25 protein-coding genes are annotated in these 23942 nt (G+C 59.3%); 20 read left to right on the top strand and 5 right to left on the bottom strand.

Translation table 11 applies throughout. From position 1 onward, the window contains the following. Nucleotide 1: 1 nt before the first annotated feature. The 3 genes from BLW21_RS11830 (at nucleotide 2) to BLW21_RS11840 (ending at nucleotide 4444) form a co-directional block, all read left to right on the top strand. Nucleotides 2-1723, top strand: a complete 1722-nt coding sequence (locus BLW21_RS11830) for an ATP-binding protein (protein ID WP_092740247.1) — start codon at nucleotides 2-4, stop codon at nucleotides 1721-1723. Nucleotides 1724-2004: 281 nt separating this feature from the next. Further along, entirely contained in the window at nucleotides 2005-3801 is a 1797-nt protein-coding gene (gene argS, locus BLW21_RS11835; RefSeq protein WP_092740249.1) for an arginine--tRNA ligase, read from the top strand. Between the two features lie 61 nt (nucleotides 3802-3862). Next, complete coding sequence (locus tag BLW21_RS11840; protein WP_092740251.1) at nucleotides 3863-4444, top strand: LOG family protein; 582 nt, start codon at nucleotides 3863-3865, stop codon at nucleotides 4442-4444. 127 nt (nucleotides 4445-4571) lie between these two features. Here BLW21_RS11840 and BLW21_RS11845 read toward each other — a convergent pair whose 3' ends face one another. Then, nucleotides 4572-5687 carry a 3-oxoacyl-ACP synthase III family protein gene (locus BLW21_RS11845; RefSeq protein WP_092740253.1) on the bottom strand — a complete coding sequence of 372 codons (1116 nt, stop codon included), beginning with the start codon at nucleotides 5685-5687 and terminating at the stop codon, nucleotides 4572-4574. Between the two features lie 181 nt (nucleotides 5688-5868). Between BLW21_RS11845 and BLW21_RS11850 the strand changes: the two genes are divergently transcribed. From BLW21_RS11850 to BLW21_RS11880, 7 genes are all read left to right on the top strand, one after another. After that, nucleotides 5869-6474, top strand: a complete 606-nt coding sequence (locus BLW21_RS11850) for a glutathione peroxidase (RefSeq protein ID WP_092740255.1) — start codon at nucleotides 5869-5871, stop codon at nucleotides 6472-6474. A gap of 54 nt (nucleotides 6475-6528) precedes the next feature. Continuing rightward, on the top strand, nucleotides 6529-7185 hold the full coding sequence (locus tag BLW21_RS11855) for an HAD family hydrolase (protein WP_092740257.1): 657 nt from the start codon (nucleotides 6529-6531) through the stop codon (nucleotides 7183-7185). Between the two features lie 159 nt (nucleotides 7186-7344). Then, entirely contained in the window at nucleotides 7345-8274 is a 930-nt protein-coding gene (locus BLW21_RS11860; protein ID WP_092740259.1) for a 1,4-dihydroxy-2-naphthoate polyprenyltransferase, read from the top strand. Nucleotides 8275-8339: 65 nt separating this feature from the next. After that, nucleotides 8340-8936, top strand: coding sequence for an SMI1/KNR4 family protein (locus BLW21_RS11865; RefSeq protein ID WP_092740261.1), 597 nt, complete (start codon nucleotides 8340-8342; stop codon nucleotides 8934-8936). Nucleotides 8937-8939: 3 nt separating this feature from the next. Further along, nucleotides 8940-9488 (top strand): RNA 2'-phosphotransferase, encoded by a 549-nt coding sequence (locus BLW21_RS11870; protein ID WP_092740263.1) that lies wholly within the window; start codon nucleotides 8940-8942, stop codon nucleotides 9486-9488. Between the two features lies 1 nt (nucleotide 9489). Continuing rightward, nucleotides 9490-9687: a tyrosine-type recombinase/integrase gene (locus BLW21_RS11875; protein ID WP_317040234.1), complete on the top strand. Its 198-nt coding sequence runs from the start codon at nucleotides 9490-9492 to the stop codon at nucleotides 9685-9687. A gap of 188 nt (nucleotides 9688-9875) precedes the next feature. Beyond that, the gene (locus tag BLW21_RS11880; protein WP_092740589.1) at nucleotides 9876-10364 is read left to right on the top strand and encodes a YfbM family protein; all 489 of its coding nucleotides are present in this window, start codon (nucleotides 9876-9878) and stop codon (nucleotides 10362-10364) included. A 231-nt stretch (nucleotides 10365-10595) separates the two neighbouring features. Here BLW21_RS11880 and BLW21_RS11885 read toward each other — a convergent pair whose 3' ends face one another. Further along, the gene (locus BLW21_RS11885) at nucleotides 10596-11519 is read right to left on the bottom strand and encodes a DUF808 domain-containing protein (RefSeq protein ID WP_092740267.1); all 924 of its coding nucleotides are present in this window, start codon (nucleotides 11517-11519) and stop codon (nucleotides 10596-10598) included. 410 nt (nucleotides 11520-11929) lie between these two features. Here BLW21_RS11885 and crcB point away from each other — a divergent pair, with 410 nt between their 5' ends. Next, nucleotides 11930-12307: a fluoride efflux transporter CrcB gene (gene crcB, locus BLW21_RS11890; protein WP_092740269.1), complete on the top strand. Its 378-nt coding sequence runs from the start codon at nucleotides 11930-11932 to the stop codon at nucleotides 12305-12307. 265 nt (nucleotides 12308-12572) lie between these two features. On the opposite strand, the gene BLW21_RS11895 is transcribed toward crcB, so the two are convergent. Then, a complete protein-coding gene (locus BLW21_RS11895) occupies nucleotides 12573-13466 on the bottom strand; it encodes a LexA family transcriptional regulator (protein ID WP_092740271.1) in 894 nt (297 codons plus the stop codon). Between the two features lie 98 nt (nucleotides 13467-13564). Here BLW21_RS11895 and BLW21_RS11900 point away from each other — a divergent pair, with 98 nt between their 5' ends. The 9 genes from BLW21_RS11900 to BLW21_RS11940 all read left to right on the top strand — a co-directional run bounded on the left by BLW21_RS11900 (nucleotide 13565) and on the right by BLW21_RS11940 (nucleotide 22073). Next, complete coding sequence (locus BLW21_RS11900; protein WP_092740273.1) at nucleotides 13565-13837, top strand: hypothetical protein; 273 nt, start codon at nucleotides 13565-13567, stop codon at nucleotides 13835-13837. A 3-nt stretch (nucleotides 13838-13840) separates the two neighbouring features. Beyond that, nucleotides 13841-14179 (top strand): helix-turn-helix domain-containing protein, encoded by a 339-nt coding sequence (locus BLW21_RS11905; RefSeq protein ID WP_092740275.1) that lies wholly within the window; start codon nucleotides 13841-13843, stop codon nucleotides 14177-14179. Between the two features lie 12 nt (nucleotides 14180-14191). After that, nucleotides 14192-14788: a hypothetical protein gene (locus BLW21_RS11910; RefSeq protein ID WP_092740277.1), complete on the top strand. Its 597-nt coding sequence runs from the start codon at nucleotides 14192-14194 to the stop codon at nucleotides 14786-14788. Further along, nucleotides 14785-15633 carry a helix-turn-helix domain-containing protein gene (locus BLW21_RS21530; RefSeq protein WP_092740279.1) on the top strand — a complete coding sequence of 283 codons (849 nt, stop codon included), beginning with the start codon at nucleotides 14785-14787 and terminating at the stop codon, nucleotides 15631-15633. Before BLW21_RS11910 ends, BLW21_RS21530 begins: the two co-directional genes overlap by 4 nt. A 15-nt stretch (nucleotides 15634-15648) precedes the next feature. Beyond that, on the top strand, nucleotides 15649-17058 hold the full coding sequence (gene dnaB, locus BLW21_RS11920) for a replicative DNA helicase (protein WP_175470948.1): 1410 nt from the start codon (nucleotides 15649-15651) through the stop codon (nucleotides 17056-17058). A gap of 263 nt (nucleotides 17059-17321) precedes the next feature. Then, complete coding sequence (locus BLW21_RS11925) at nucleotides 17322-18299, top strand: DUF4007 family protein (protein ID WP_092740283.1); 978 nt, start codon at nucleotides 17322-17324, stop codon at nucleotides 18297-18299. Between the two features lie 5 nt (nucleotides 18300-18304). Then, complete coding sequence (locus BLW21_RS11930) at nucleotides 18305-19879, top strand: hypothetical protein (protein ID WP_139255194.1); 1575 nt, start codon at nucleotides 18305-18307, stop codon at nucleotides 19877-19879. A gap of 260 nt (nucleotides 19880-20139) precedes the next feature. Beyond that, complete coding sequence (locus tag BLW21_RS11935; RefSeq protein ID WP_092740287.1) at nucleotides 20140-21231, top strand: HNH endonuclease domain-containing protein; 1092 nt, start codon at nucleotides 20140-20142, stop codon at nucleotides 21229-21231. After that, entirely contained in the window at nucleotides 21228-22073 is an 846-nt protein-coding gene (locus BLW21_RS11940) for an HIT family protein (protein ID WP_092740289.1), read from the top strand. Before BLW21_RS11935 ends, BLW21_RS11940 begins: the two co-directional genes overlap by 4 nt. Nucleotides 22074-22323: 250 nt before the next feature. Here the strand turns inward: BLW21_RS11940 and BLW21_RS11945 are convergent, their stop codons facing one another. Beyond that, complete coding sequence (locus BLW21_RS11945; RefSeq protein ID WP_092740291.1) at nucleotides 22324-23040, bottom strand: hypothetical protein; 717 nt, start codon at nucleotides 23038-23040, stop codon at nucleotides 22324-22326. A gap of 67 nt (nucleotides 23041-23107) precedes the next feature. Next, the gene (locus tag BLW21_RS11950) at nucleotides 23108-23923 is read right to left on the bottom strand and encodes an endonuclease domain-containing protein (protein ID WP_092740293.1); all 816 of its coding nucleotides are present in this window, start codon (nucleotides 23921-23923) and stop codon (nucleotides 23108-23110) included. Nucleotides 23924-23942: the final 19 nt, after the last annotated feature.

Here is a 23942-nt window from a genome sequence, read left to right on the forward strand (position 1 = left end):
GATGACTGCCGATTCCACCTCTTCTGCTAACCCCACCCCCCCGGCTCGGTCGGCGGCCCAGCTGGCCCGCGAAAATGAGGAGCTGCGCCAGCAGCTGTTCGAAGCCGAGGAGCTGCTGGAAGCCATCCGCACCGGGGCCATTGATGCGCTGGCTGTGCAAGGTCCTGATGGGCCGCGCATTTTTACGCTCGAAGGGGCCGACCAAAGCTACCGCACCCTGATTGAGCAGATGAATGAAGGGGCCCTGCTACTGGCCCCCGACGCCACTGTACTCTATTGCAACGCCTGCCTCGCGGGCCTGCTCGACGCGCCGCTCGAAACACTGATCGGCCACTCGTTCGAGCAATTTATTCCGGCCGAGTTCCGGGGCTACTGGCAGAAGTTGGTAGCGGCTGGCTGGGCAGCGAAAAGCAAAGGCGGAATGCCGTTATGCACCACCGGCGGCCGGCTTCGCCCCGTGGCGTTGGCCTTGAACGTGCTGGGCCAGCAGGAGGCCCCGGTGCTGGCTGTTATTGTAACCGATGTATCGGCGCAGCGCGAAATCAGCGTTATCCGGGCGCGGGTGATGGCCCAGAATGCCCTGCTGGAGCAGCAGCAGCTCCGGCTGCAGGCCCAGGTGCAGGAAGTGGCCGCGACCACCCGCATTCTGGAAGGCCTCCCGCACATTGCCTGGACGGCCAGTCCGCAAGGTGAAAATACCTACCTCAATCGGCGCTGGTTTTCCTACACCGGCCAAAATCCGCAGAGCCTGACGCCTGCTCTGATAGAAGCGCAGCTGCACCCCGATGACCTGCCGCAGGCAATGCTTTGCTGGGAGCAGGCGCTGGCAGGCGGCGAGTTCCTGGAACTGGAGTGCCGTATCCGCGACGCGGCCGGTACCTACCGCTGGATGCTGGGCCGGGCGCTTCCCTGGCACGACGAGCAGGGCAAAATTGTGCAGTGGATTGGCACCTACACCGACATCCACGAGCAAAAGCTGGCCCTGGCCCGCATTGATGAAGCCCAGCTGGAGCTGCGCGACAACAACCAGCAGCTTACCCGCATCAACGCCGACCTCGACAACTTCATTTACACTGCCTCGCACGACCTTCGTTCGCCCATTACCAACATTGAGGGGCTGCTCGATACGCTGCGCCAGGAGCTGCCGGCCAGCCAGCGGCTCGGCGCAGTGGGGCCCGTGCTGCGCATGATGCAGGACTCGGTGGACCGTTTCAAGCGCACCATCGAAAACCTGACCGACATTTCGAAACTGCAGAAGGAAAGCGCCCTGCCCCGCACGCCGGTGGCCCTGGCCTCGCTCATCGAGGATGTACGCCTGGATTTACAGCCCCTGATTCAGGTAGCCGCTGGCGAGCTGACCGTGGATATAGCCCAGTGCCCCACCGTTACGCTGGCCGAAAAAAACCTGCGCTCCGTAGTGTACAACCTGCTTAGCAACGCCTTCAAGTACCACGACCCGGCCCGCCCCGCCCGCGTGCTCCTGCGCTGCCGCCCGGCCCCGGATGGGCTAATAGCGCTGCAGGTACGCGACAATGGCCTGGGCCTCGACCTGCGCGAAGACCGGCAGCTGTTCACGATGTTCCGGCGCCTGCACGACCACGTCGAAGGCTCGGGTATCGGCCTCTATATGGTGAAGAAGATGGTGGAAAATGTTGGTGGCCGCGTGGAGGTAGAGAGCCAGTTGGGCGAGGGCTCCACCTTCACAGTCTATCTGCCCAAATAGCGCATAACGGATAGTTTGCGGAACCGCTGCAGCAAAGCTGCCGCAATGCATAGTAGTCTGCCGCGGTGCCTCTGAGTGGCGCCCCGGGTAATAACAGAGTGGGCGGTAGTGGAGCTGCTACCTGGCCGGCCATGCAAGGCGGGCCGAGCAACCTTGCCGCTCACCGTCGCCCGGCTTCAGATACCACCCGGCCAGCCTGCGCAAATCGGTTACCTTTGCCCTTCGCGGCGCGCCGGGCTACCTAGCCGGCCGCCAGACCCTCTTTCCGCATCCCGACCTCCGTGCAGCAACTCGAACAGACCCTCAAAACGGCCCTCAGCGCGGCCATTCACCACGTATTCGGGGCCGACGTGCCCGCTGATCAGCTTAGCCTGCAGGCCACCCGCAAGGACTTCGCCGGTCAGTTTACGCTTGTTACCTTTCCCTTCATCAAAACCCTGGGCAAGGGGCCCGAGCAAATCGGGCAGGCCCTGGGCGAGTACCTGCTGGCCCACGAACCTGTGGTAGCTGGCTTCAACGTGGTGAAGGGCTTTCTGAACCTGGAAGTGGCCGATGCCGAATGGGTGCGGGTATTTGAGGCGTTGCGCCAGCGGCCTGCCGGCGCGCCCGTGGCCACTGGCGGCCCGCAGCGCGTGGTAGTCGAGTACTCCTCACCTAACACCAACAAGCCCCTGCACCTGGGCCATCTGCGCAACAACTTTCTGGGCTACTCGGTGGCCGAAATCCTGAAAGCCACCGGCGCCGAGGTCACCAAGGCCAACCTGGTCAACGACCGGGGCATCCACATCTGCAAGTCGATGCTGGCTTACCAGCACTACGGCCAGGGCGAAACTCCGCAGAGCGCCGGCATCAAGGGCGACCATTTGGCGGGAAAATACTACGTGCTTTTCGAGAAGCACTACCGCGAGCAGGTGCGCCAGCTCGAAGCCGAGGGCGTGGCCTCCGACGTGGCCAAGCGTCAGGCCCCGCTTATGCTCGAAGCCCAGGACATGCTCCGGGCCTGGGAAGCCAACGACGAGGCCGTAGTGAGCCTCTGGAAGCAGATGAACGGCTGGGTGTACGAGGGATTCGATGCCACCTACAAAAATATCGGCGTCGATTTCGACAAGTTCTACTACGAGTCGCAAACCTACCTGTTGGGCAAGGAGCGTGTGGAGGAAGGCCTGCAGAAGGGCGTGTTCTTCAAGAAAGACGACGGCTCGGTGTGGGTGGACCTCAAGGAGGAAGGCCTCGACGAGAAGCTACTGCTGCGCGCCGACGGCACCAGCGTCTACATCACCCAAGACCTGGGCACGGCCGAGCTCAAGTTCGAGCATTTTGGCTACGACCTGAGCGTGTACGTGATTGCCGACGAGCAGAACTACCACATGCAGGTGCTGCGGGCCGTGCTTCAGAAGCTGGGCAAACCCTACGCCGACGCCATTCACCACCTCAGCTACGGCATGGTGGACCTGCCCTCGGGCAAGATGAAAAGCCGCGAAGGTACCGTAGTGGATGCCGATGAGCTGGTGCGCGAAGTGGTAGCCGCTGCTGAGGCCGCCACCCTCGAAAAGGGCAAAACCGAGGGCCTGAGCGACGACGAGCTAACCAAGCTCTACCATATGCTGGGCCTGGGCGCCCTCAAATACTACCTGCTGAAGGTGGACCCCAAGAAGCGCATGCTCTTCAACCCCGAAGAGTCGGTGAAGCTGGAGGGTGACACCGGCCCGTTCATTCAGTACAGCCACGCCCGTATTTCCAGCATCCTGCGCAAAGCGGCCGAGCGCGGCGTAGTGGCGGATAGTGGTTCACTGGAAGGAATTACCGGGTTGCAAGGCACCGAGCGCGACCTGATTCAGGAGCTGGCGCGCTACGATGCGGTGGTGGCCGAAGCCGCCCGTGTGCAGTCGCCCGCCCTGGTGGCGCAGTTCGCCTACGATGTGGCCCGCGCCTATAACCGTTTCTTCGCCGAGGTACCCATCATTGCCGAGGCCGACGAGCACAAGCGCGCCTTCCGCGTGGCCCTTTCGGCCCAGACCGGGCGCGCCCTCAAAACCAGCATGGGCCTGCTCGGCATTGAGGTGCCTGAGCGCATGTAATGGTTATAGAGACGCATAGTTGCGTCTCTATAACCATTTTTTCAACCTGTCAACTCCCCCTATGAAAAGCGTTGCCGTGTACTGTGGCTCAGCCACCGGAACCAACCCTGCCTACCAGCGGCAGGCCGGGGAAATGGGCCGGGTGCTGGCCGCGCGTAACCTGACGCTGGTGTACGGCGGCGGCCGCGTGGGGCTGATGGGCGTGGTGGCCGACAGCGTACTGGCCCACGGCGGCAAAGTAGTCGGCGTGATTCCCGACTTTATGATGGGCAAGGAAATCGAGCACCGCGGCCTCACGGAGCTGCACATCGTGGGCAGCATGCACGAGCGGAAGCTGCTGATGGCCGAGCGGGCCGAGGGCTTCGTGGCCATGCCCGGCGGCTACGGCACGCTCGAAGAGCTGTTTGAGGTACTCACCTGGGGCCAGCTGGGCCTGCACCCCAAACCCATCGGCCTACTCAACGTGGAGGGTTTCTACGACCACCTGCTGCGCGCCCTCGACCACATGGCCAACGAAGGCCTGCTGCGCCGCGAAAACCGCCAGCAGCTCCTGAGCTACCCCAACCCCGCCGCCCTGCTCGATGCCCTGGCCGCCTACGTGCCTATTCCCGTAGAAAAATGGCTGCGGCCGGGCGAGGAGTAGGGTAGTGGATAAGCTGTAAAAAAGTCATGCTGAGCAAAGCGAAGAATCTCGCGTGCCCTGGTAATGTCCTGCGACAGGATTACCAGGGCACGCGAGATTCTTCGCTTTGCTCAGCATGACAAACAGTTTACCTATGCACCACCTCCGGAACCCGGTACACCACGGCGTTGCAGTTCATGCCGGCCCCAACGGAGGCGAAAACCAGCACTTCGCCGGGCGTGATGGTGTAGCCTTCGAGCTGGCCCTTGGTCAGCAGGTCGAGCAGGGTGGGCAGGGTGGCTACCGAGGAGTTGCCCAGCCAGGAGATGGTCATGGGCATGATGTCGACGGGCGCGGGCGTGTCGCCGTCGAGGGCGTAGAGGCGCTTGAGGATGGCCTCGTCCATTTTGCCGTTGGCTTGATGGATGAGCAGGCGGCTCATGTCGGGCAGGCCCAGGCCGGCTTTTTCCAGGCAGGCTTTAATGGCCTGGGGCACGGTTTTAAGGGCGTACTCGTAAAGCTTGCGGCCTTCCATCTGCAGAAACAGCTCGGTGCCGGTGTACTCGCGGTTGCGCGAGCTGGCCATGCGCAGCAGCAGCGCCGCCTGGGCGGTGTCGGAGCGCGAGCTATGGGCCAGAATGCCAACGGGCTCCCCGGCCGCATCGTCAGCGGTTTCGCGGGCCTCTAACAGCACGGCCCCGGCCCCGTCGGAGTAGATCATGCTGTCGCGGTCGTGCGGGTCGCAGACGCGCGAAAGGGTTTCGGTGCCGATGACGAGCACCCGCTTGGCATCGCCGGAGCGCAGGTAGTAATCGGCCTGAATGACGCCCTGCAGCCAGCCGGGGCAGCCAAAGGGCAAATCGTAGGCAACGCAGTGCGGGTTGACTATGCCGAGCTTGTGCTTCACGCGGGCAGCCAGGCTGGGCACAAAATCGGAGCGCCGGTTGTCCTCGGTGATGTCGCCGAAATTATGGGCTACCAGAATATAATCGAGCTGCTCGGGGTCGGCGCCGGGGCTGGAGGCAAACAACTCCTGGGCCGCCAGCAGGGCCAGGTCGGACGCTACCTGATCGGCTTCGGCGTAGCGCCGCTCGTGGATATCGGTAATCTGGGCGAAGCGCTCCACGATTTCGGCCCCCGGCTTATCGAGCTGCTGGCCGTTGCCATCGTAGAAAGCCGCGGCAACGAATTCGTCGTTTTTAACCACCCGGGTCGGGATACAGGAACCTGTTCCGGTGATAACCGAATGAAAGGCCTTGCGCATGAGCAGGTTAGCAGAGGTGTTAGGATAGGTCAAGAGACGAAAGTAGCTTCTTTTTCGCTAGGGCCGGACTTTGATGTGCAGAATTCCGGCATTTGTTCTGCGGCTGCCCTTGCTGGAGCCGGTAGGCTGAACAATGAGCGGGCCGTAAGGTTGCTGGGGAAGTCGCCTGGTTTTTCTGCCCATGAACTACTTATTTTTTTCCGGCCTGCTGCTGGCCTCCGGCCTGAGCGTCGCCTGTTCTTCTACTCCCGCTTCCATTCCGGCCATGTCTTCCGATTCTGCCCAAACTACCGCTGCCGCTTCCCCAGCCGCCAAAACCGTGTACGATTTCACCCTCAACGACATCAACGGCCAGCCGGTGCCCCTGAGCAAATACCGGGGCAAAAAGCTGCTGCTCGTTAATACGGCTTCGGAGTGCGGCTACACGCCCCAGTATCAGGAGCTGGAGGAGCTCAGCCGCCAGCACGGCGGGCAGGTAACCGTGCTGGGCTTCCCGGCCAACGACTTCGGTGGCCAGGAACCCGGCTCCGACGCTCAGATTGCCACTTTTTGCGAAAAAAACTACGGCGTCACGTTTCCGCTCTTCAGCAAAATTTCGGTGGCCGGCCCCGACGCCGCCCCGCTCTACCAATACCTCGGCAGCAAGGCCCAGAACGGCGTAACCGACGAGAAGCCGAACTGGAACTTCTGCAAGTACCTGGTGGATGAAACCGGCCACGTAGTAGCGTTCTACCCCTCGAAAGTGAAGCCGATGGGCGAGGAGTTGCTGGCGGCTATCGGGGAATAGGGCTGTCGGCAGTTCTGGTACCTTCGTGGCGTTTCCACCAATCTTCCGCGCCCGATGCAAACCGTTATTTTCGACATGGACGGGGTGCTCGTTGATACCGAGCCCGTGCACCGCTACGCCTATTTCCGGCATTTCGAGGAACTGGGCCTGGCCGTAACCGATGCCGAGTACGCCACCTTTACCGGCCGCTCGACCAAGAACGTGTACCAGCACCTGAAAGACCAGCACGGCCTGGCACCCGCGGTGCAGGAGCTGGTGATGGGCAAGCGTGCGCATTTCAACCGCGCTTTCGACGAGAAGCCCGATCTGGAGCTGCTGCCCGGCGTGCGCGCCCTCATCGACGACCTGCACCAGCATGGCCTGGAACTGCTGCTGGCCTCCTCGGCCTCGCATTCCACCATCGACCGGGTAATGCGGCGCTTTGCGCTGGCGCCCTATTTCAGCCACCGCCTCAGCGGCGAGGATTTTGCCCGCTCCAAACCCGACCCGGCTATTTTCGCGCACGCCGCCGCCGTGGCCCGCTCGCCTGCCGCCCGGTGTGTGGTTATCGAGGATTCCAGCAACGGCGTAGCGGCAGCCAAGGCCGCGGGCCTGTACTGCATCGGCTACGACAGCATCCACTCGCCCAGCCAGGATTTGCAGCTGGCCGATTTGGTGGTGGCTGACTTTGGGGAGTTGAGCGCCGCCCGCATTGCTGGGTTGGCGTTATAGGGCGTAATTTTGCGGGGTATAATACAGGCCGAAATTTTCTCGGCGCCGGGCAGTGAGGAGTTAGCGCGAAACTCCAGCTTCGCGCACCGTTGCTGGCGGCCGCGCCTCACGTAACCGTTCCACGATACGCGAAGCTGGAGCTTCGCGCTACATCCCACTATGACCTTTTCTGCTAAAGCCTGGGTTTCGGCATTTCGGCCACGCACCTTACCGCTGGCGCTGGCCAGCATTATGGCCGGGGGCTTTCTGGCGGCCAGCCACGGGCAGTTCCGGCCCGCGGTGGTGGCCCTGGCGGCCCTCACCACCATCCTGCTCCAGATACTAAGCAACCTGGCCAACGACTACGGCGACTCGCAGAACGGGGCCGATAGCGTGCACCGCGAGGGGCCGCAGCGGGCCGTGCAGAGTGGCGCCATTTCGCCGGCTCAAATGAAGCAAGGCATGGGCGTGTTCGGGGCGTTGTCGTTGGGGAGCGGGCTGCTGCTGCTGTGGGTGGCGCTGGGTGCGGCCGGGGCCTGGGTGTTTCTGGCGTTTCTGGCGCTGGGGCTGTCGGCCATCTGGGCGGCCGTGAATTACACGGCGGGCAGCAAGCCCTACGGCTACGCCGGCCTGGGCGACTTGTCGGTGTTCGTGTTTTTCGGGCTGGTGGGCGTGTGCGGCACCTACTTTCTGCAGGCGTACAGCCAGGTGCCCGTCTGGACTCAGGCGTTGCCCTGGCCGGTGCTGCTGCCGGCCGCCGCGCTGGGCTGCTTCGCCACGGCTGTGCTCAACGTGAACAACATCCGCGACATCCGCTCCGACAAGCTGGCCGGCAAAATCACGATTCCGGTGCGGCTGGGCCCCGTGCGCGCCCGCCGCTACCACTGGCTGCTGCTGGTGCTGGGCTTTTCGGCGGCCGTGCTGTACGTGGCCTTCACCTACCACTCGCCGTGGCAGTGGCTGTTCCTGCTGAGCGCCCCGCTGCTGCTGCGCAACGCCCACGCCGTGTGGCAGCGCCAGGATTCCATGCAGCTCGACCCGCTGCTCAAGCAAATGGCCCTCACCACGCTCGTGTTCACGCTGCTGTTCGGGCTGGGGCAGGTGTTGTAAGGAAGAATATGGATAACTGTTGGGTCTTAAATATTTGATTTTTAACAATATGTCAGGTGAAAAATATGACTCTTCAATCAGCCAATCAGGAAATTATCAGCCTAGTAGTTGACAAGCATCTTGCGCTGTGGGCAGATGATGTTTTGAATCGAATTTATACAAAGGGAGAAGCAGAACCTGAGATGATCCGTTCGTTTCATGATACAGCGACGGGAGAGGAATATGACATCTGGATACCCATACCCACCCAGATCAAGGAACAGGAAATAGACGAAGTGGAGGAGGTATTAAAGCATGCGCTGCCGGAGTCGTACAGGTTTTTCCTACAGTATAAATTCTTTTTTGACTTGTATATTGACCAGCTCAATGTGCGCAATCATACTCCTTCTCGTTGGAAAAAAGAGCTGGTAGATAGAGTATTAGATGGCTACCCCGAGGAGTTTCTGATAGATAAAGGATACCTCGCATTTGCGGATTACAGTGACTGGGGGCATTTGTGCTTTGATACCAACCGAAGCAAGCCCGGGAATGAGTATCCGGTGGTCTTATGGGACCATGATTCGCCACAGGATGTAACTCTGATGGCTGACAGCTTCACTGAAATGCTACAACTACTATCAGCTGCTGACGATAAAAACCGGCAACAGAACGAGCAGGAATAGTCTATGCTATCCGACAAAGAAACCACGCGCCTCAGCAAGCTCCTGAGCCTGGTGCTGCGCCACGACCCCGCGCACCTGGGCCTGACGCTGGACAAGCAGGGCTGGGTGGCTGTGGACACGCTGCTGACGCAGGCCCAGCAACAGCAGGTGCCGCTGACCCGTGAGGTACTGCTGCATCTGGTCGAAACAAGCCCGAAGCAGCGTTTTCGGCTTTCTGACGACCAACAGCGCATCCGGGCCAGCCAGGGCCATTCGGTGGCGGTGGAACTGGGCTACGCGCCCGTAACCCCGCCGCTGGTGCTCTACCACGGCACTACTACCCGGCTACGGGACACCCTTGTGGCGCAGGGCTTACTGAAAATGAGCCGGCAGCAGGTGCATTTAAGCGCCGATGAGCCGACTGCCCGACAGGTGGGCAGCCGCCACGGTCCGCCCGTGGTGCTGCTGGTGGATGCCGCTCGGATGTACGCCGACGGCCACCAGTTCTACCAAGCCGATAACGGCGTCTGGCTGACCGACGCGGTGCCTCCACAGTACCTGACGCTACCTTAAATTGTGTGGACAATTAGGCCGGCCTGTTACTACCCATATGCTCCGCCACTCTTACGCCACTCACTTGCTGGAAGCCGGCACCGACATCCGCTTCATTCAGGATTTGTTGGGGCACAGCAGTATTAAAACAACCGAAATTTACACGCATGTGGCCCGAACCTCCCGCCCAGCTTCTCCCCTCGATACGTTGGGCCTTTGAACCTGAGTTTCGGCAAGCATGCCACTGTAGGTGTGCTTGCCGAAGGTTACTTGCGTACATAGCGCAGGTTGCCGAAACTTACAGAGGTGCCGAGTTTCGGCAACCCTAATGTTAGCTGTAATCTTGACAAAAAAATCGGCTAAAATAAATAAACAACTTTAAACAAAAAAATATTTTTAATTATGAGTATGATAGGAAATTTGCTCCGAGTAACAAAATCTGAACTTGAAGACTATTTAAGAGACAGTTCATTATTGGAAGACAAAATCTATGACGACGAAACGAAAAACAAAAATTTAGTCGATATTGACAAATCGTGGGACGGAATAATATTTTTACTTACAGGGCAAAGTTTAGCAACTGCGGAACACAATCTCGTAAGAGTTTTATTCAGTGGACAACTAATTAACGAAGAACAAGATTTAGGTTATGGACCAGCTCACTACTTGACACCAGAACAAGTTGCAGAATTAAATAATGAAATTTCGACAATTACCATTGCTGATTTAAAGCAAAAATTCAATCTTGGAAAAATGACAGAACAAGAAGTTTATCCAACAATTTGGGATGAAGGAGATGACGCATTTGATTATGTTGCTGATGGGTTTTCAACATTGCAAAATGTTTTTGCAGAAGCAACAAAAAACAGAGAAGCAATAATTGCATTTTTAGACTAACATACATGGAAAAGGCTACAGCTAACAAGGGTTTTGCGTCAGGCGGGCTGAAGTGCAAAATTCAACAGTAGTTTTTCAATTGAACTTTAGTAATAATATCGGCTTTCATGCTTCGATTTCCCACCCGAACGCAAAGCCCCGAAACGTTAGCATAAAAAATAAAGCAAAGTGGCCGCTGCTTCATCAGAAGCAGCGGCCACTTTTTGTGTCTGTCCGAAGTGCTTTGGGGCCTTACTGCCTGCCCGTCACTACTTTCTTCACCAGCCGAACCACCTGATCAATCAGGAAGCCGAGAATAAGCCCGCCGATACCGCAGGCCAGCACCTTGGCCAGCCAGGCTAGTACCGGCGCCGAGGCCAGCGCCAGTTCCAGCTCGTGCAGCAGGTGGGCGGTGTAGGGGATGCCGTGGGCAATGATTTCAGCCCCCACCCACAGCATGGCGGCGGTGCCCACGTAGCTAAGGATATTCAGGAAGCTGGGCATAAACTGCACAATGCCGCGGCCAAATTTCTGGATTGCGGGGCTGCCGTCCTTCTGCGCCAAGTGCAGGCCGATATCGTCCGCCTTCACAATCAGGCCCACAAAGCCGTACACGGCCACGGTGATAAACACGGCCACGGCCAGCATCACGATAATCTGGTTGATAAGTGGGGAGCCGACCACCTGGCTGTAGGCAATGGCCATAATTTCGGCCGACAGGATAATGTCGGTGCGCACGGCTCCGGCCACCCGCTGCTGCTCCAGTTCCTCGGGCGTGATGGTCTGCATCTGCTCGGCCTCCGGGTCTGCCTCGGGGTGCTTGCTGAACATGGAATGCACCTTTTCGTAGCCCTCGAAGCACAGATACGCGCCGCCCAGCATCAGGATGGGCGTAATGGCCCAGAGGGCGAAATACCCCAGCACCAGCGCCGCCGGCGTGAGGATCAGCAGCTTGTTGAACAGTGATTTCTTGGCAATCTGGAAGATGATGGACAGCTCGCGGGAGGGACTCAGGCCCACCACGTACTTGGGCGTCACGGCCGTATCATCAATCACGATGCCCGACACTTTGCCGGTCGTTTTGGCTACCTGCGCCGGCACATCGTCCAGGCTGGCGGCACTGACTTTTACCAAAGCCGCCACATCATCGAGTAAAGCAAAAAGTCCGGAAGCCATAGGGTGGGGTGAGTGCTTGGGTTACGAAGTTGGGTAGAAATAAGCCCTACGCAAAAGTAGGTCGTATGCCCGTAGCGTGCGGCCCGCGAGCCGCAACGAAACCCCGTGTTGCGAGGAGAGGCCGACCGCCGGGCTGTCGGCAGTACCGTTTTGGGGTTGCTTGTGCCAAGCAGCCGCGGCCCAAACGGCTCATCTGTTTGCCGAGAGCCCGCCGCACGGGGCTGCTGGCCAAGATGTCGGTGCCGCGCCGCCCGGCTCCGGCGGGGTGGTTCGCTCGGGTCCGGGCCGCGGCAGCGGGTGGTGGCTGCCGGCCTGCGTTGCCGGAGTGGCTAACGTTTTTGCTGCCTACCTTGCCGCCGCCCCCGATCAGCCTTGAGGCTAGCCCGGCGCTGCTTATTTTACCTGTCCGTATGAATCGTTCGGTGTTGTTTATTGGTTTGGGGGGCTTCATCGGGTCGGTGAGCCGCTACTGGGTGCAGCAGTACTTCCTGCGGCTGGTGCCAGTAGGCTTCCCGCTGGGCACGTTTATCGTAAATGTGCTGGGCTGCCTGCTGATTGGTCTGTTCCTGGGCATCTTCGAGCGACACGCGGCCGTGCCTGCGCCCTGGCGGCTGTTCCTGACTACCGGCTTCTGCGGGGGCTTCACCACCTTTTCCACCTTCGCCTACGAGAGCGTGGCGCTGGGCCGCACCGGCGAGCTGCTGCTGCTGGCCCTGTACGCCGCCGGAAGCCTGCTATTGGGCATGCTGGCGGCCTTCGCAGGTTTTTGGGCGGCCCGGTTTATCTGAAATCATCCATGCTGGCCCGAACGCAAAAAAGCCTCAAAAACTGCACCTGTTGCCAGATGTACAGCTTTTGAGGCTTGATTTGGGTAGAGGCATTAACCTCTACAAGTACCCGGAGCCGGGGTAGCGTCCAGCCTCACAGATGAGACGCTAACCGGTTGATTGTCTGGGTGTAATTATGATTCTAACCCGTTGTCTTCCAAAACAGGTGGCGTAGCAGGGCGCGTAGGGTATCAAACTGCCTTTTTGACCCCGACCAGCCCCTGAGCTACCGCAGCCGCAACTGCGTTTCCGCAGAGCTCGTTTCCAGCCGCTCCATCATATCCAGGAGCCGGCCGCGCACGTCCGCCGAATCCCGGACCATGACTTCCAGCAAACCCGCCACCCGCTCGAAGGCCTCCTCGCGGTTGGCCGGCACCCGCGTGGTGAGCACGCCCCGCACTTCCCAGATTTCCCCGATGCTTTCCCGGGGGATGATATGGGGGGAGAAGAACGAATTGTCCGACAACAACTCCACTTCCTCGTCCTGGTCGCCAATAGGGCGGGGGATGCGCTTCACCATCAACGACTCGTCCGTGACGACCACGTACACGTGCCGGGGCTTTACCATGCGCCAATCGTCCACGCACCGCGAGATAACTACGTCGCTGGTCCACAGCGTGGGCTCCATGCTGGAGCCTTCCACCATAAAGGCCCGGTGCGACTTGCCCGAGAACTGGGGCAAACCCAGCAGCTCCAGGCCCATCTCTTTCAGCAGCGCCGGCTTCTCCCGGGCCAGCATGTAGCCGGCCTCGGCCGGCGTGGGCACAAGCATGATGCCTTCCTCGCCGGCCGCATTCAGCGTAACCACCGCCGGGGCGTGCAAATGGCGCAGGGGGGAGGTAGCGGCGGGCCGCTCTTTCCTGGCTGCCGGTGCGGGCTCCGTTGCGGGCTGCTTCAGCATCTCGCCTTCGCCCAGCACCAGCCAGCCGGGCTCCACTTCCGGGTAGGTCTGCAGCACCTCGACCAGCGTATCGAAGCCGGGTTTGAACTTGTGTCCAATAAAGTTGTAAAGCTTGGTGGGTCGGTCGTGTCCCAATTTCTTGGCTGCCCCGTACACCGAATCGCCATAATGCTCAATTATGGCCGATAGCCGGTCCCCAATTTGCTTTTGAGCTTTCATCACGTATGGCTTGTCTGGTAAAATTTATTTGCTAGTTCAAACTTGTTGTGGTAAACTTGTTTGTCTAACAGGTCAAAGATAACTAACCGGCAAACAAAATGGAACAAGTAGCAAAGAAAATTAGCGAACAGCGCCATCTGTTCGGCAAACGCAGCGACTACACGGCCCGCATAACGGCCAATCTGGCCGCTAAAGGCAAGAAGTTCACCCGCCAGCAGGTATACAACGTAGTGTCCGGCCGCTACTTCAACATGGACGTGGCCGAGGCCTTTTTCGAGGAGCTGGACGCCGAGCTGCGTCGCCGGGCCGACCTCGAAGCCCGCGCCAACCGCCAGCCCGATGCGCTGGCCGATTCTCACCCCAGCGCCTAGGCCATGCAAGTCGCCCTGCTAGTGCCCGAACAGGAGTGGCGGCAGCTGCTCTCCGATGTGCAGCGCCTCAAAGAAACCGAGGCCGCCCCGAAACCTGCCCCCGCACCAACCCCGCCGCCCGACCCCATCCTCACCGTGCGGGAGGCGGCCCGCTACATGCGCCTCAAGCCCGAGGGCGTCCGCAATGCCCGTCGGGCCGGCCGGCTCCAGGGTCTGCGCCTCAACGAGAAAGAGTGGGGCTTCCACCTCTCGGAGCTCAACCGCTACCTGTCCCGCTACAACCGCCGCCCCCTCGAAGGACCCGAACATCCGGCCTTACCGGTATTGAAGACCGCCGCTTAATCCTTGATTTCTATGTCCCAGCTACTTCCCATCGTTGGGCCCGCCGCCGAGCTTGGCTCCGAGGCCACGCCTTCCATCATCACCATCCAGAAAGCCCGGGTCAAAGACCAGCAGCTGAGCTGCGAGTTTACCGAGCAGCGCACCTCGCATGCGCCACCCCGCGCTTTCGCCCTGACTTGCACCGAACAGGTCCACGCCGACCTAACCCACGCCCTGAGCCGCCTGGTACCGCACCTCTGTCTGCTCACCGAGCAGTTAGCCGAAACGCCCGACTTTTGGCCCGACGATTCCGAGGAGTTACCGGTCCTATTTGATTCCTTCACCATCACCGGCTTTTCCATGGGCCGCCACCATGGCGGCGTTACGCTCGTCGGTCAGCGCGAGCTGACCGGTGGCCGGGTGCTCAACCTGACCACCCCCTACCAGTCCTTCGACGACGAGCAGGTTAGCTACTCCTACACCGACCTGCTGGAAGTGACTCTGGCCGTGGCACTGGCCGAGGTGGAAGCGGCCCTGCGCGGCAAATGCATTGCGTACCGCCAGCTCGATTTATTCAAGCAGCCCGGTTCTGCTAACCTCCTTCTAGTGCCCTCGCCCCCGCAGGCATGAAACTCCCGGCTATCCAATTCTACCCCGGCGACTGGCACAAGGACCAGGGCGTGCAGGCCCTCGACCTGGCCCAGCGCGGGGCCTGGTTCGAGCTGCTGCTGATGATGCACGACAGCGACGAGCGCGGCGTGCTGCTCGTCAACGGCAGCCCCATGCCCGATGCCGTCATTGCCCGCCGCCTCGGTTTGGATAAACAAAGTGCCAACCAAATGCTAACCACCCTGCTCGACTACGGCGTGGCCAGTCGCCGCGAGTCCGACGGCGCGCTGTTCTGCCGCCGCATGGTCAAAGATGAGCGGTTGCGCCGGATACGCACGGAAGCGGGCAAAAAGGGCGGAAATCCGCTTTTGCTTAACCAAACCAACAACCAAACCAACAACCAAACGACAACCACCGGGGGTAAGCAAATGCCAACCACTGGGGATAAGCAAATTCCAACCCCTTCATTTTCATTTTCAACTTCAATTACATCTTCAAAAAGAGAGGGAGGGGTGGCTAACGCCGCCGCGCCCGCGCCCACTTCTCAAAAGTTAGTTAAAAAGCCAGCTGACGCCCAGAAGAAGAGCGCCGCGGCTCCCACGCTGGCGGAAGTCCAGGCCTACGCCGCCGAGCAGCACCCCACCAGCGCCGATGCGCAAACCGAAGCCGCTGCCTTCCACGACCACTACGAAAGCAACGGCTGGCGCGTGAGTGGCAAAACGCCCATGGTCAACTGGCGCGCCGCCTTCCGCAACTGGATGCGCCGTCGCGCTCAGTTCCAGGGCCCCGGCACCGGCCCTAACTCGCCCACCCCCTCCCGGGCCCGCACGGCCCCCAAGCCGTCCGACCCCGCCCGCTGGAGCTGATTCGCTATGGCTACTATGCAACCCTTTCGCCAACCCGCCATGAGTAAGCAGGCGCTGGTTTCAACTCCCCACGCCGGCCAACTGCCGCCGCAAGCTCCCGACCTCGAAGCGGCCGTACTCGGTGCGGCCCTGCTCGAAGTGCCTGCCCAACGTACGCTGCTGGCTACGCTGCCAGTCGAGGATGTATTCTACCTCGATGCCCACCGCCATGTATACCGCGCCATGCGCGACCTGGTGCAGCAGGGCGACCAAGTGGATTTGCTCACTGTCGTGCAGCAGCTACGCCACCGTAGTACCCTCCAGCGCATCGGCGGGCCAGCTTTCGTGGCCGGGCTCACCCAGCACATTGGCTCGGCTGCCCACCTGCTCACTCACTGCCGTATCCTCCAACAGCACCACGCCCGCCGCGTGCTCATACAGGCCGGCCGCGAGCTGACGACCTACGGCTACGATGAGGGCCGCGACCCCCTCGACCTGCTGGCCACGGCCCAGACCCACCTGACCACCCTCACCCGCTCGCTGGAAACCCGGCCCGTTCAAACCGCCGCCGCTGCCTTCGAAACTACCTTCGAACACTTGGCCCAGGCCGTGCTGCGCCAGGGCCTCACTGGTGTGCCCACCGGCCTCACTCAGCTTGATGGCCTCACCGGCGGCTGGCAACCGGCCGACCTGATTCTGCTGGCCGCCCGGCCCGCTATGGGCAAAACGGCTGCCCTGCTACATTTCGCCCGCACCGCCGCCCTCGACCACGGCCGAGCAGTGGCCGTTTTCAGCCTCGAAATGCCCATAGTCCAGCTTATGCAGCGCATGATTGTAAGCGAGGTGCCCGGCTACTCCAACGCCGACCTGCGCCGCGGCAACCTGCCCGGCGGTCTGGAGCAGGTCGGCCACTTGCGCGAGCAGGCCCAGCGCCTGCGTACCCACGGCCACTTGCTCCACCTCGACGACACGCCCGGCCTGAGTCTGCAGCAGCTGCGGGCCAAGTGCGCCGCCCTGCATGCCACCCAGCCCCTGGGTCTGGTGCTGGTCGATTACGTGCAACTCATGCGCGGCGACCAGCGGGGCAACCGCGAGCAGGAAATCGGCAGCCTCAGCCGGGGCCTCAAGGAGTTAGCCAAGGAACTTCACGTGCCCGTCATTGCTCTGTCCCAGCTCAGCCGCGACGTGGAGAAGCGCGGCGGCGACCGGCGGCCCCAGCTCAGCGACCTGCGCGAGTCGGGCAGCCTCGAACAGGATGCCGACTGCATCATCTTCCTCTGGCGGGGTGAGTACTACAAAATTGCCGAGTACGGCGACGGTAGTCCCACCCACGACACCGTGCTCTTCGACGTGGCCAAGCACCGCAACGGGGCCACCGACGAGTTCATCGCCACCATGATTATGCGCCGAGGGCTGCTGGCCGATTTACAGCCAACCTTCGGATAGCAGCTTTGAGCGCAGTCGGAAACTGCCACTGCGGGTAACTGAATTTCTCTATGTAGTGCCTGCGCCCGGGTGGAGTGACGGGGGTGATTAGCGAAGTGGGATAGGCTAAACATGCGTGTTTCTCTATGTGAAAAATAACCTGCTGACTTCCTAACTCTTCTGTTACCAGGCAAAAACCCATTAGCATCTCCCACATTCTTTACCGATATTTCCCGCTGAGCTGCTATTGGTTGCTCGCTACATTACCCAGTTGACTTTTCTATATGTCTGTTTCCTCACCTCATCATGCTACGTTAAGTTTTATCGAGCCTCTTCCCCAATCTCTACTGCCTTACCCGCCCAGCTTTGCGGGCCACCAAACCTTCGCGTTGCGTTCCTCCTGGCTTAAAAAAGGAGTCGACGCGCTGCTACAAGACCCTACTTTATTTACCTCCGATGCCGCTCTGGTAACGCTGGGCGTTGGTAAGAATATGGTAAGCGCCATTCGTCATTGGTTGCTTGCCACGGGCATGGCAATACCTATTTCGGAACGTAGCTCAACTATGCTGCCCACCGCTCTGGGAGCTTTCTTGCTGACTGACGAAGGAGCGGACCCCTACCTCGAAGACCCGGCTACCCTGTGGCTGTTGCACTGGAAGCTGTGCGGGCCCGGTAGCCAGGCCTATACGTGGGCGTACGCCTTCAACATATGGCGCGAGTGGGAGTGGACCCGGACCGCCTTGTCCTCATCCATTCAAGCCGCCGCCCGGGCAACTACCTCCAAAGTGTCCTCCGCCAATACCATCGACCGGGACGTGAACGTATTTCTGCTCACCTACCTGGCGGCGGGCGAGCGGAGCCAAAACGCCGAGGATGGCCTCGACTGCCCCCTGCGCGAGCTCGGCCTTATCCGGGCCGGCTTTGGCACTCAGGAACACTATACGTTTGCCATCGGACCCAAGCCCAGCTTACCGCCCGCCCTGTTTGCGTGGGCTCTGCTTCAGTTTTGGGACTGGCAATACCCTGGTACCAGCACGATTGCCGCCCGCGATATTGCGCACGCCGAGGGCTCGCCGGGCGTCGTATTCAAGCTTGATGAAGATTCCGTGCTGTTCTACCTGGACCAATTCGATGAGCTGACCAATGGCCAGCTGCGCTTCGAAGACACCCCCCTTGTGCGGCAGGTAGTGCGCACTACTGCCCAGGTACTTATTCCCCAAGACCTGCTCCAATCTTACTACGCCGCTCAGCTAGTTGCTTAAGTTCAATGCCTGTTTCTCCTTCGCCGCTGCTGGCTGATTACGTTTCTGTTAAGCCCCGCTTCGGGCGTTCCGTCCATTTGGAGCGCGATTTGGCGGTGGCTGCCAGCGCCGACGGTTATTTCCTGACAACCTCCGCGCTGGAAGCGTTGCAGGGTGTGCTCCGGGCGCAAGCCAACCCCGCCGACCGCGCCCTGTCTCTTATTGGGCCCTATGGCGCCGGTAAAAGTGCTTTCGCGGCTTTCCTGGCCCGTTTGACGTCCGATGCGGCGTTTCGTGCCACCGTTACGTTGCCAACTACGGTAGGCACTCTGGTGCCTCAGTTGTTACCAGTGCCGGTAGTGGGCTCCCGCTCCGCGCTGGCCCCCGCCTTGCTAGCCGCCCTGCGGCATGCCCTCGAAGCCGCTCCCGGTGCCGCCGCAATGCCCGCAGCCCTACGTAAGGCCGAGAGCAAGCCCAGCGCCCGTAATATCGCCAACGCCTACCTGGCTACGGCGGAAACCATTGCTGAAAACACCCCTTTCCAGGGGCTGCTACTGCTTGTCGATGAAGCCGGCAAATACCTGGAATATGCGGCCAACCATCCGCAAGAGGGCGATATTTTCGTGTTGCAGGAGTTAGCCGAAGCGGCCGCCCGCGCCCCCGAGCACGGCCAGCTGTGGGTGATGACAATCATGCACCAGAATGCCGAAGCCTACGCGCATCGGCTCGGCCGCACCCAGCAGGGCGAGTGGGCCAAAGTAGCCCAGCGCTTCCGGCAGCTGCCGCTGTTCCCGTCCGATGTCGAACGTATGGACCTCATCGGCCGCGCCCTCCAGCACCAGCCGGCCCTGCACCTCAACGGCACGTTCTCGGCCCAACTGGCCCCCGTGATGAGCCCCGCCGCGAACTTGCTGCCTACCGGACTGGCCGACCGCTTTCCCGACCTGGCCCGCGCCGCCTACCCGCTGCACCCGGTTACGCTGCTGGCGCTGCCGGTGCTGTTCCGCCGGGCCGGCCAAAGCCACCGGAGCGTGTTCAACTTTCTGGAAGGCCAGGAAAACAGTGCCATGGGCCGCTTCCTGCAGGAGCAACGCTATAACACCGCCGACCCCGCCTTCTTCCGCCTCGACCGCCTCTTCGACTACGGCCGCGACGTGCTACTGGCCCACTACACGGGCCCCACGGCCCGGCCCTGGCACGAAGCGGTGGAAATCGTGGAGCAGAGTACCGCCAAAAACCCGCCCCTGACCGAGCTGGCAGTGCGCGTTCTCAAGTGCGTGGCGCTGCTCAGCTGGTTGCGCGAGTCGCGCCTACCTGCTTCGGCGGCGGTGCTGGCTGCTGCCCTTGGAGCCGAGGTGCCCGAAGCCATCAAGCAACTGGAGGACCGCTCGCTTATCGTGTGGAGCCGGACGCGCAAAAGCTTCCGCCTCTGGGAAGGGGGCGACGTGGACGTGGCCGCCGAGCTCACGGCCGCCCGGGCCTCGCTGGCTGGCGATGTGCTGCTGCTGGCTGCCAACGACCCCTCCCTGTTCGAACTGCCCCGTCTGGTGGCCCGCCGCCACGCCTTCCGCACCGGTACTGTTATGGCAACAGCAAATTGAGCTTATCAACCCTAAGGCGGCTCTCTATCTCGCGGATTATTTCGTCAAATACTTTTACTAATTCCCCGTATTTCTCTCGTTGGCGAGCAGTTTTCGCGTTTTTGGCCCTTTGGATGGATTCAGTAAGCTTGCTTTGAGCATATGATAAGCTTCGTTTGTCTCTCTGAATTTCTCTTTGGTCTCGCATTTGTAGTAGTTTTTATCTATTCTTAGCAAAAGGCAGGTAATAAGTTTGAATTCGGGAGAAAATAATTTAATTAATGACACTACCCGAAGACGACCGACTCGACGTTGCTAAGCTCACGGCCGTTTTCGCGGATACGACCAATACATACAAGTTTTATTGGCTGTTGGCAATTCTTGACGGCTTGAGTGAAAGTGCTGATAATCGGCTTTCGCTGCACGATTTGTCCTTGCACATGGTGGCAGGCGTGTGGTATCCGCTGGATTACTTCAAACTCTCTTTTGGTAGGCAGGACGGATTTCGACCGATTGCGGATTTTGTGTCCCATCACCTGACGGTGGATAATCGACCTACCGCGCCTAGCTTATTCGTGCAACTCAAGCAGGCGCTTGCGCCCGAAACATTGGGGCTGCTTTACAAGCGCGTGAACGTGCTGCTTAATTGGGTGCCGTACCGTTTCATTCGGCCATTTTTCGCGGCTGAAACACGAGGCTTGCCCGACCAGCGGGTAAATGCTTACGTGGCAGAACTGGCGGGGCAGAGCACCCGCGCGCCATACCATTTTGTGGCCGACGCTATCGAAGTGCATCCTGCTTGGGCCGATTATTTGCGGCGACACCGGGGCATTTTGCGCGGCTTCACTTATTGGCACTTGGTACGTTTCCTGCAAAAGAACAACCCGAACGTAATCGGCTTAAGTGAAAAGCTAGAAAAGCCTGCCGTGCGCGTGTTAAATGCAGCCGGAAAATTCTGGAAGGAATACGTAGCCGCTACGCCCGGCCTGACGTGCATTTATTCGGGCCAGCCGCTGACAATGGCTAACTTGAGCCTCGACCATTTTCTGCCGTGGTCTTACGTGGCGCACGACCAGCTTTGGAACATCATTCCTACGCCGAAAAGGGTTAATTCAGCCAAAAATGATTGGCTGCCTTCGGTCGAATTGTACTTTGAGGCGTATGCCCGGCTGCAGTTCGCGGGCTTTCAGTTCCACGCCGCACAGGGCCATGAAAAGCTACTGGAAGACTATCATGTATTTTTTGCCCAAAATTTAAGTTCCTTACAGCAGCAGCCTTTTGGCTGGTTTAGGGAGCGGCTGGAACGGCAGGTATTGCCGCAGTTGCAAACGGCGCAAAATCTCGGTTTCTCTTATCCTTTTGAGTTCAAATGAGCAACTCCGCCAACCCGAATAGTCATCTCACGGCGAAGGAGCGCGACATGCCTTCGCTGCCAGTGCGGATGCTGTACGGGCGCGGGCTGCTAACCGGTGCCATATTGGATTATGGCTGTGGCTACGGGCGGGATGTAGAATTCTTGCAAGCCAAAGGCTTCGACGCGCAAGGGTACGACCCCACTTATTTTCCAGACGCTCCAACCCAGAAGTTTGACACCATTCTGTGTTTTTACGTCCTTAACGTGCTACTGGCCGATGAGCAAACGGCCGTGCTAATGGACATCGCGCGGCTACTCAAACCCACCGGCCGCGCTTACTTCGCCGTGCGACGCGATATTGCCCAAGATGGTTTTCGCCAGCACTACCTGCATAAAAAGCAGGTGTACCAGTGCATTGTAACACTGCCGTTTTCTTCGATTTTCCGCAATGAGAACACCGAATTTTACGAGTATCAACACTACACGCAAGCGACGCACCTACCCAGTAAATGCCCATTTTGCAGCCCCAGCCCTAAGTTGCGCCTGCTGACCGAAACCACCCACAGCTACGCGGTACTCGATGGCTACCCAGTAAGCAACGGCCACGCACTGATACTGCCGAAAGCGCACGTTGCCAATTTTTTTGATTTATCTCTGGCCGAACAACATGACTGTTGGCTATTAGTCAGCCACGCCCAGCGTATGATAGGCAACCGCTATACCCCAGCTGGCTTTACGGTGGGCCTCAACATAGGTGCGGCGGCCGGCCAACGCATGGACCACGCCAGCATACACGTCATCCCGCGCTACGTTGGCGATGTGAAGAACCCAGCCGGCGGTATCCGCAATATTCTGAAATGATAGTTCCGGCCACCAAGCGAAAGGAGTCCCTTCTATCGCCCCACTCAAAGCTGGAATGATAAAAGGAACTCCTGTTACTACCCTAGCTGACACCAAAACGACAAAAGGACCTCATTTATGTGCCCTGTCCAGCACCGAATGCTTAAAAGGAAACCCTTCCAGCATTTAGGTCGAAGCCGGGGTACACAAATGAGGTCCTTTTACTACTCTGGTCTTTACCTGTCTTGCAAAAGAGATGTTACGAGTGCTGCTATGCAACTTCGTCAGCCGGATGGCCTTTAGGCAGCGAAGCCAGGTTTGCATCGGCAGCCGTGCCGGTTGCATTGGGGAAAGGGAAATACGCGTAAGCCTGTTCAGGGTGTTCCGAATGATGATACAACAAGCCCGCGTAAGCCCGGTACAGCCCTTCGCATACGGCCAGTTCTTCAGCATCTACCGCTGCCGACCCGCTGCGTTTGTCGGTGGCGGCCGTGGTGCGGCCGGTTAGCGCCTCTTCCAGTGCCTTGTATTGCTTCGCCGCGTCAGCAGCCGTAATGCCTGTCTGTTTGCCATATGGCCCGCTTATTTTGTCGAGGTAATACTTGGCGCGACTCAATAGATTGGTTTGGTCAGCGCGATACAGCGCATCCATACCACCAGGAAAAATATCAATGCGCTCGGCTTGCTTGCGGTCAGGAAAGGCGGGGAAGACCTTCTGAATATTGGTGAGTTTGGCCCACTGCAAAAAGTCGCGCACCGCTTGCTTCAATGTCGCTACGCTGGCCGACTTGCCACTAATTCCGCGTTGTGTGTGCGCGGCCCGCAGTTTCGTTACCTGGGCTTCCAGTCCGGCCACGTCGGCTGCATCGGCTTTGGAGTCTTTTTTCAGGTTCGCCAATACCGACTCGGCGAAAGCTAGAAATTCATCATCGCTAAGCGAGGCGCAGAGCGGCACGAAGAAGTTGAAGAAATACGATTTGTTGGTCATGGTAAATGGTGAAAAAGAAGTTGTTGGGATGGGTAAGCGCCGCAATTACGGTACAAAAACCGGATACCTATGGGTCGAATAAATTGAGTTGGTCATTGCGGTTGGAAACGTAGCGCACTACGTCTTCACGGACGTAATGCAAACCCCCAAGCCGGTCAATCTTCGTTTTAATCAGGTTCACGGTTTGCGGCATTTCTTCCTCAATGTTGCGCGTAGTAAAGCGCAGTACATCCCACCCGGCAACGGCCGCTATTTCGTTGTTGCGTGCTTTGTCATAACGCACGGCATCGGGGTGCATGTGGTAGGTGTCGCCGTCACATTCTACATCTATCTGGCCTTTGGCACAGTAAAAAGCAAAGTCGCAAATCCAATTTTTCTCTTTGGTAGGTAGCAAAACCTGCCGCTCGGCGGGCAGGTTCTGGCGCTTTAACTCTGTCCATAAGGTGTCCTCTAGGGGGCTGTCGTGGTAGAGGTCGTTGATTTCCTCCGCTTGCGAAAACTTGGCCCAGGTAGTTGGAATAAACAGGATGAACCGGCCCCGGTAGCTGACGATTGGCCGGGGTAGCTCCTGTAGCGGGCCAAACGAGATTTTATGGTAGAGAACAGCCGAACGGGAATTAGGCGTTTCGTTCGGGAAAAGATGCTGGCGTGTAACGACTTCCACGCCGGTAATTTCTGCAAAAAACCGAATGGAGAACTTTAGGTCTTTGAATACTTTGGGAAAGTAAAAGGCAATGATGCGTGCTTGCTTCTTTTGCAGAGTTATTGGAATGCGCGAATTGGTCGGAATACGGTACCACCCCTGCGTTTGCGCAAGGTGAAAGTCGGCGGGCTCTTTCGCCAGCACGATAAGCACATCACATACAGCGTAAGGCTTTGTCATAAGCACAAATAAACATAAA

Origin of the sequence: Hymenobacter psychrophilus, assembly GCF_900107135.1 — a bacterium.
Lineage (GTDB): Bacteria > Bacteroidota > Bacteroidia > Cytophagales > Hymenobacteraceae > Hymenobacter > Hymenobacter psychrophilus.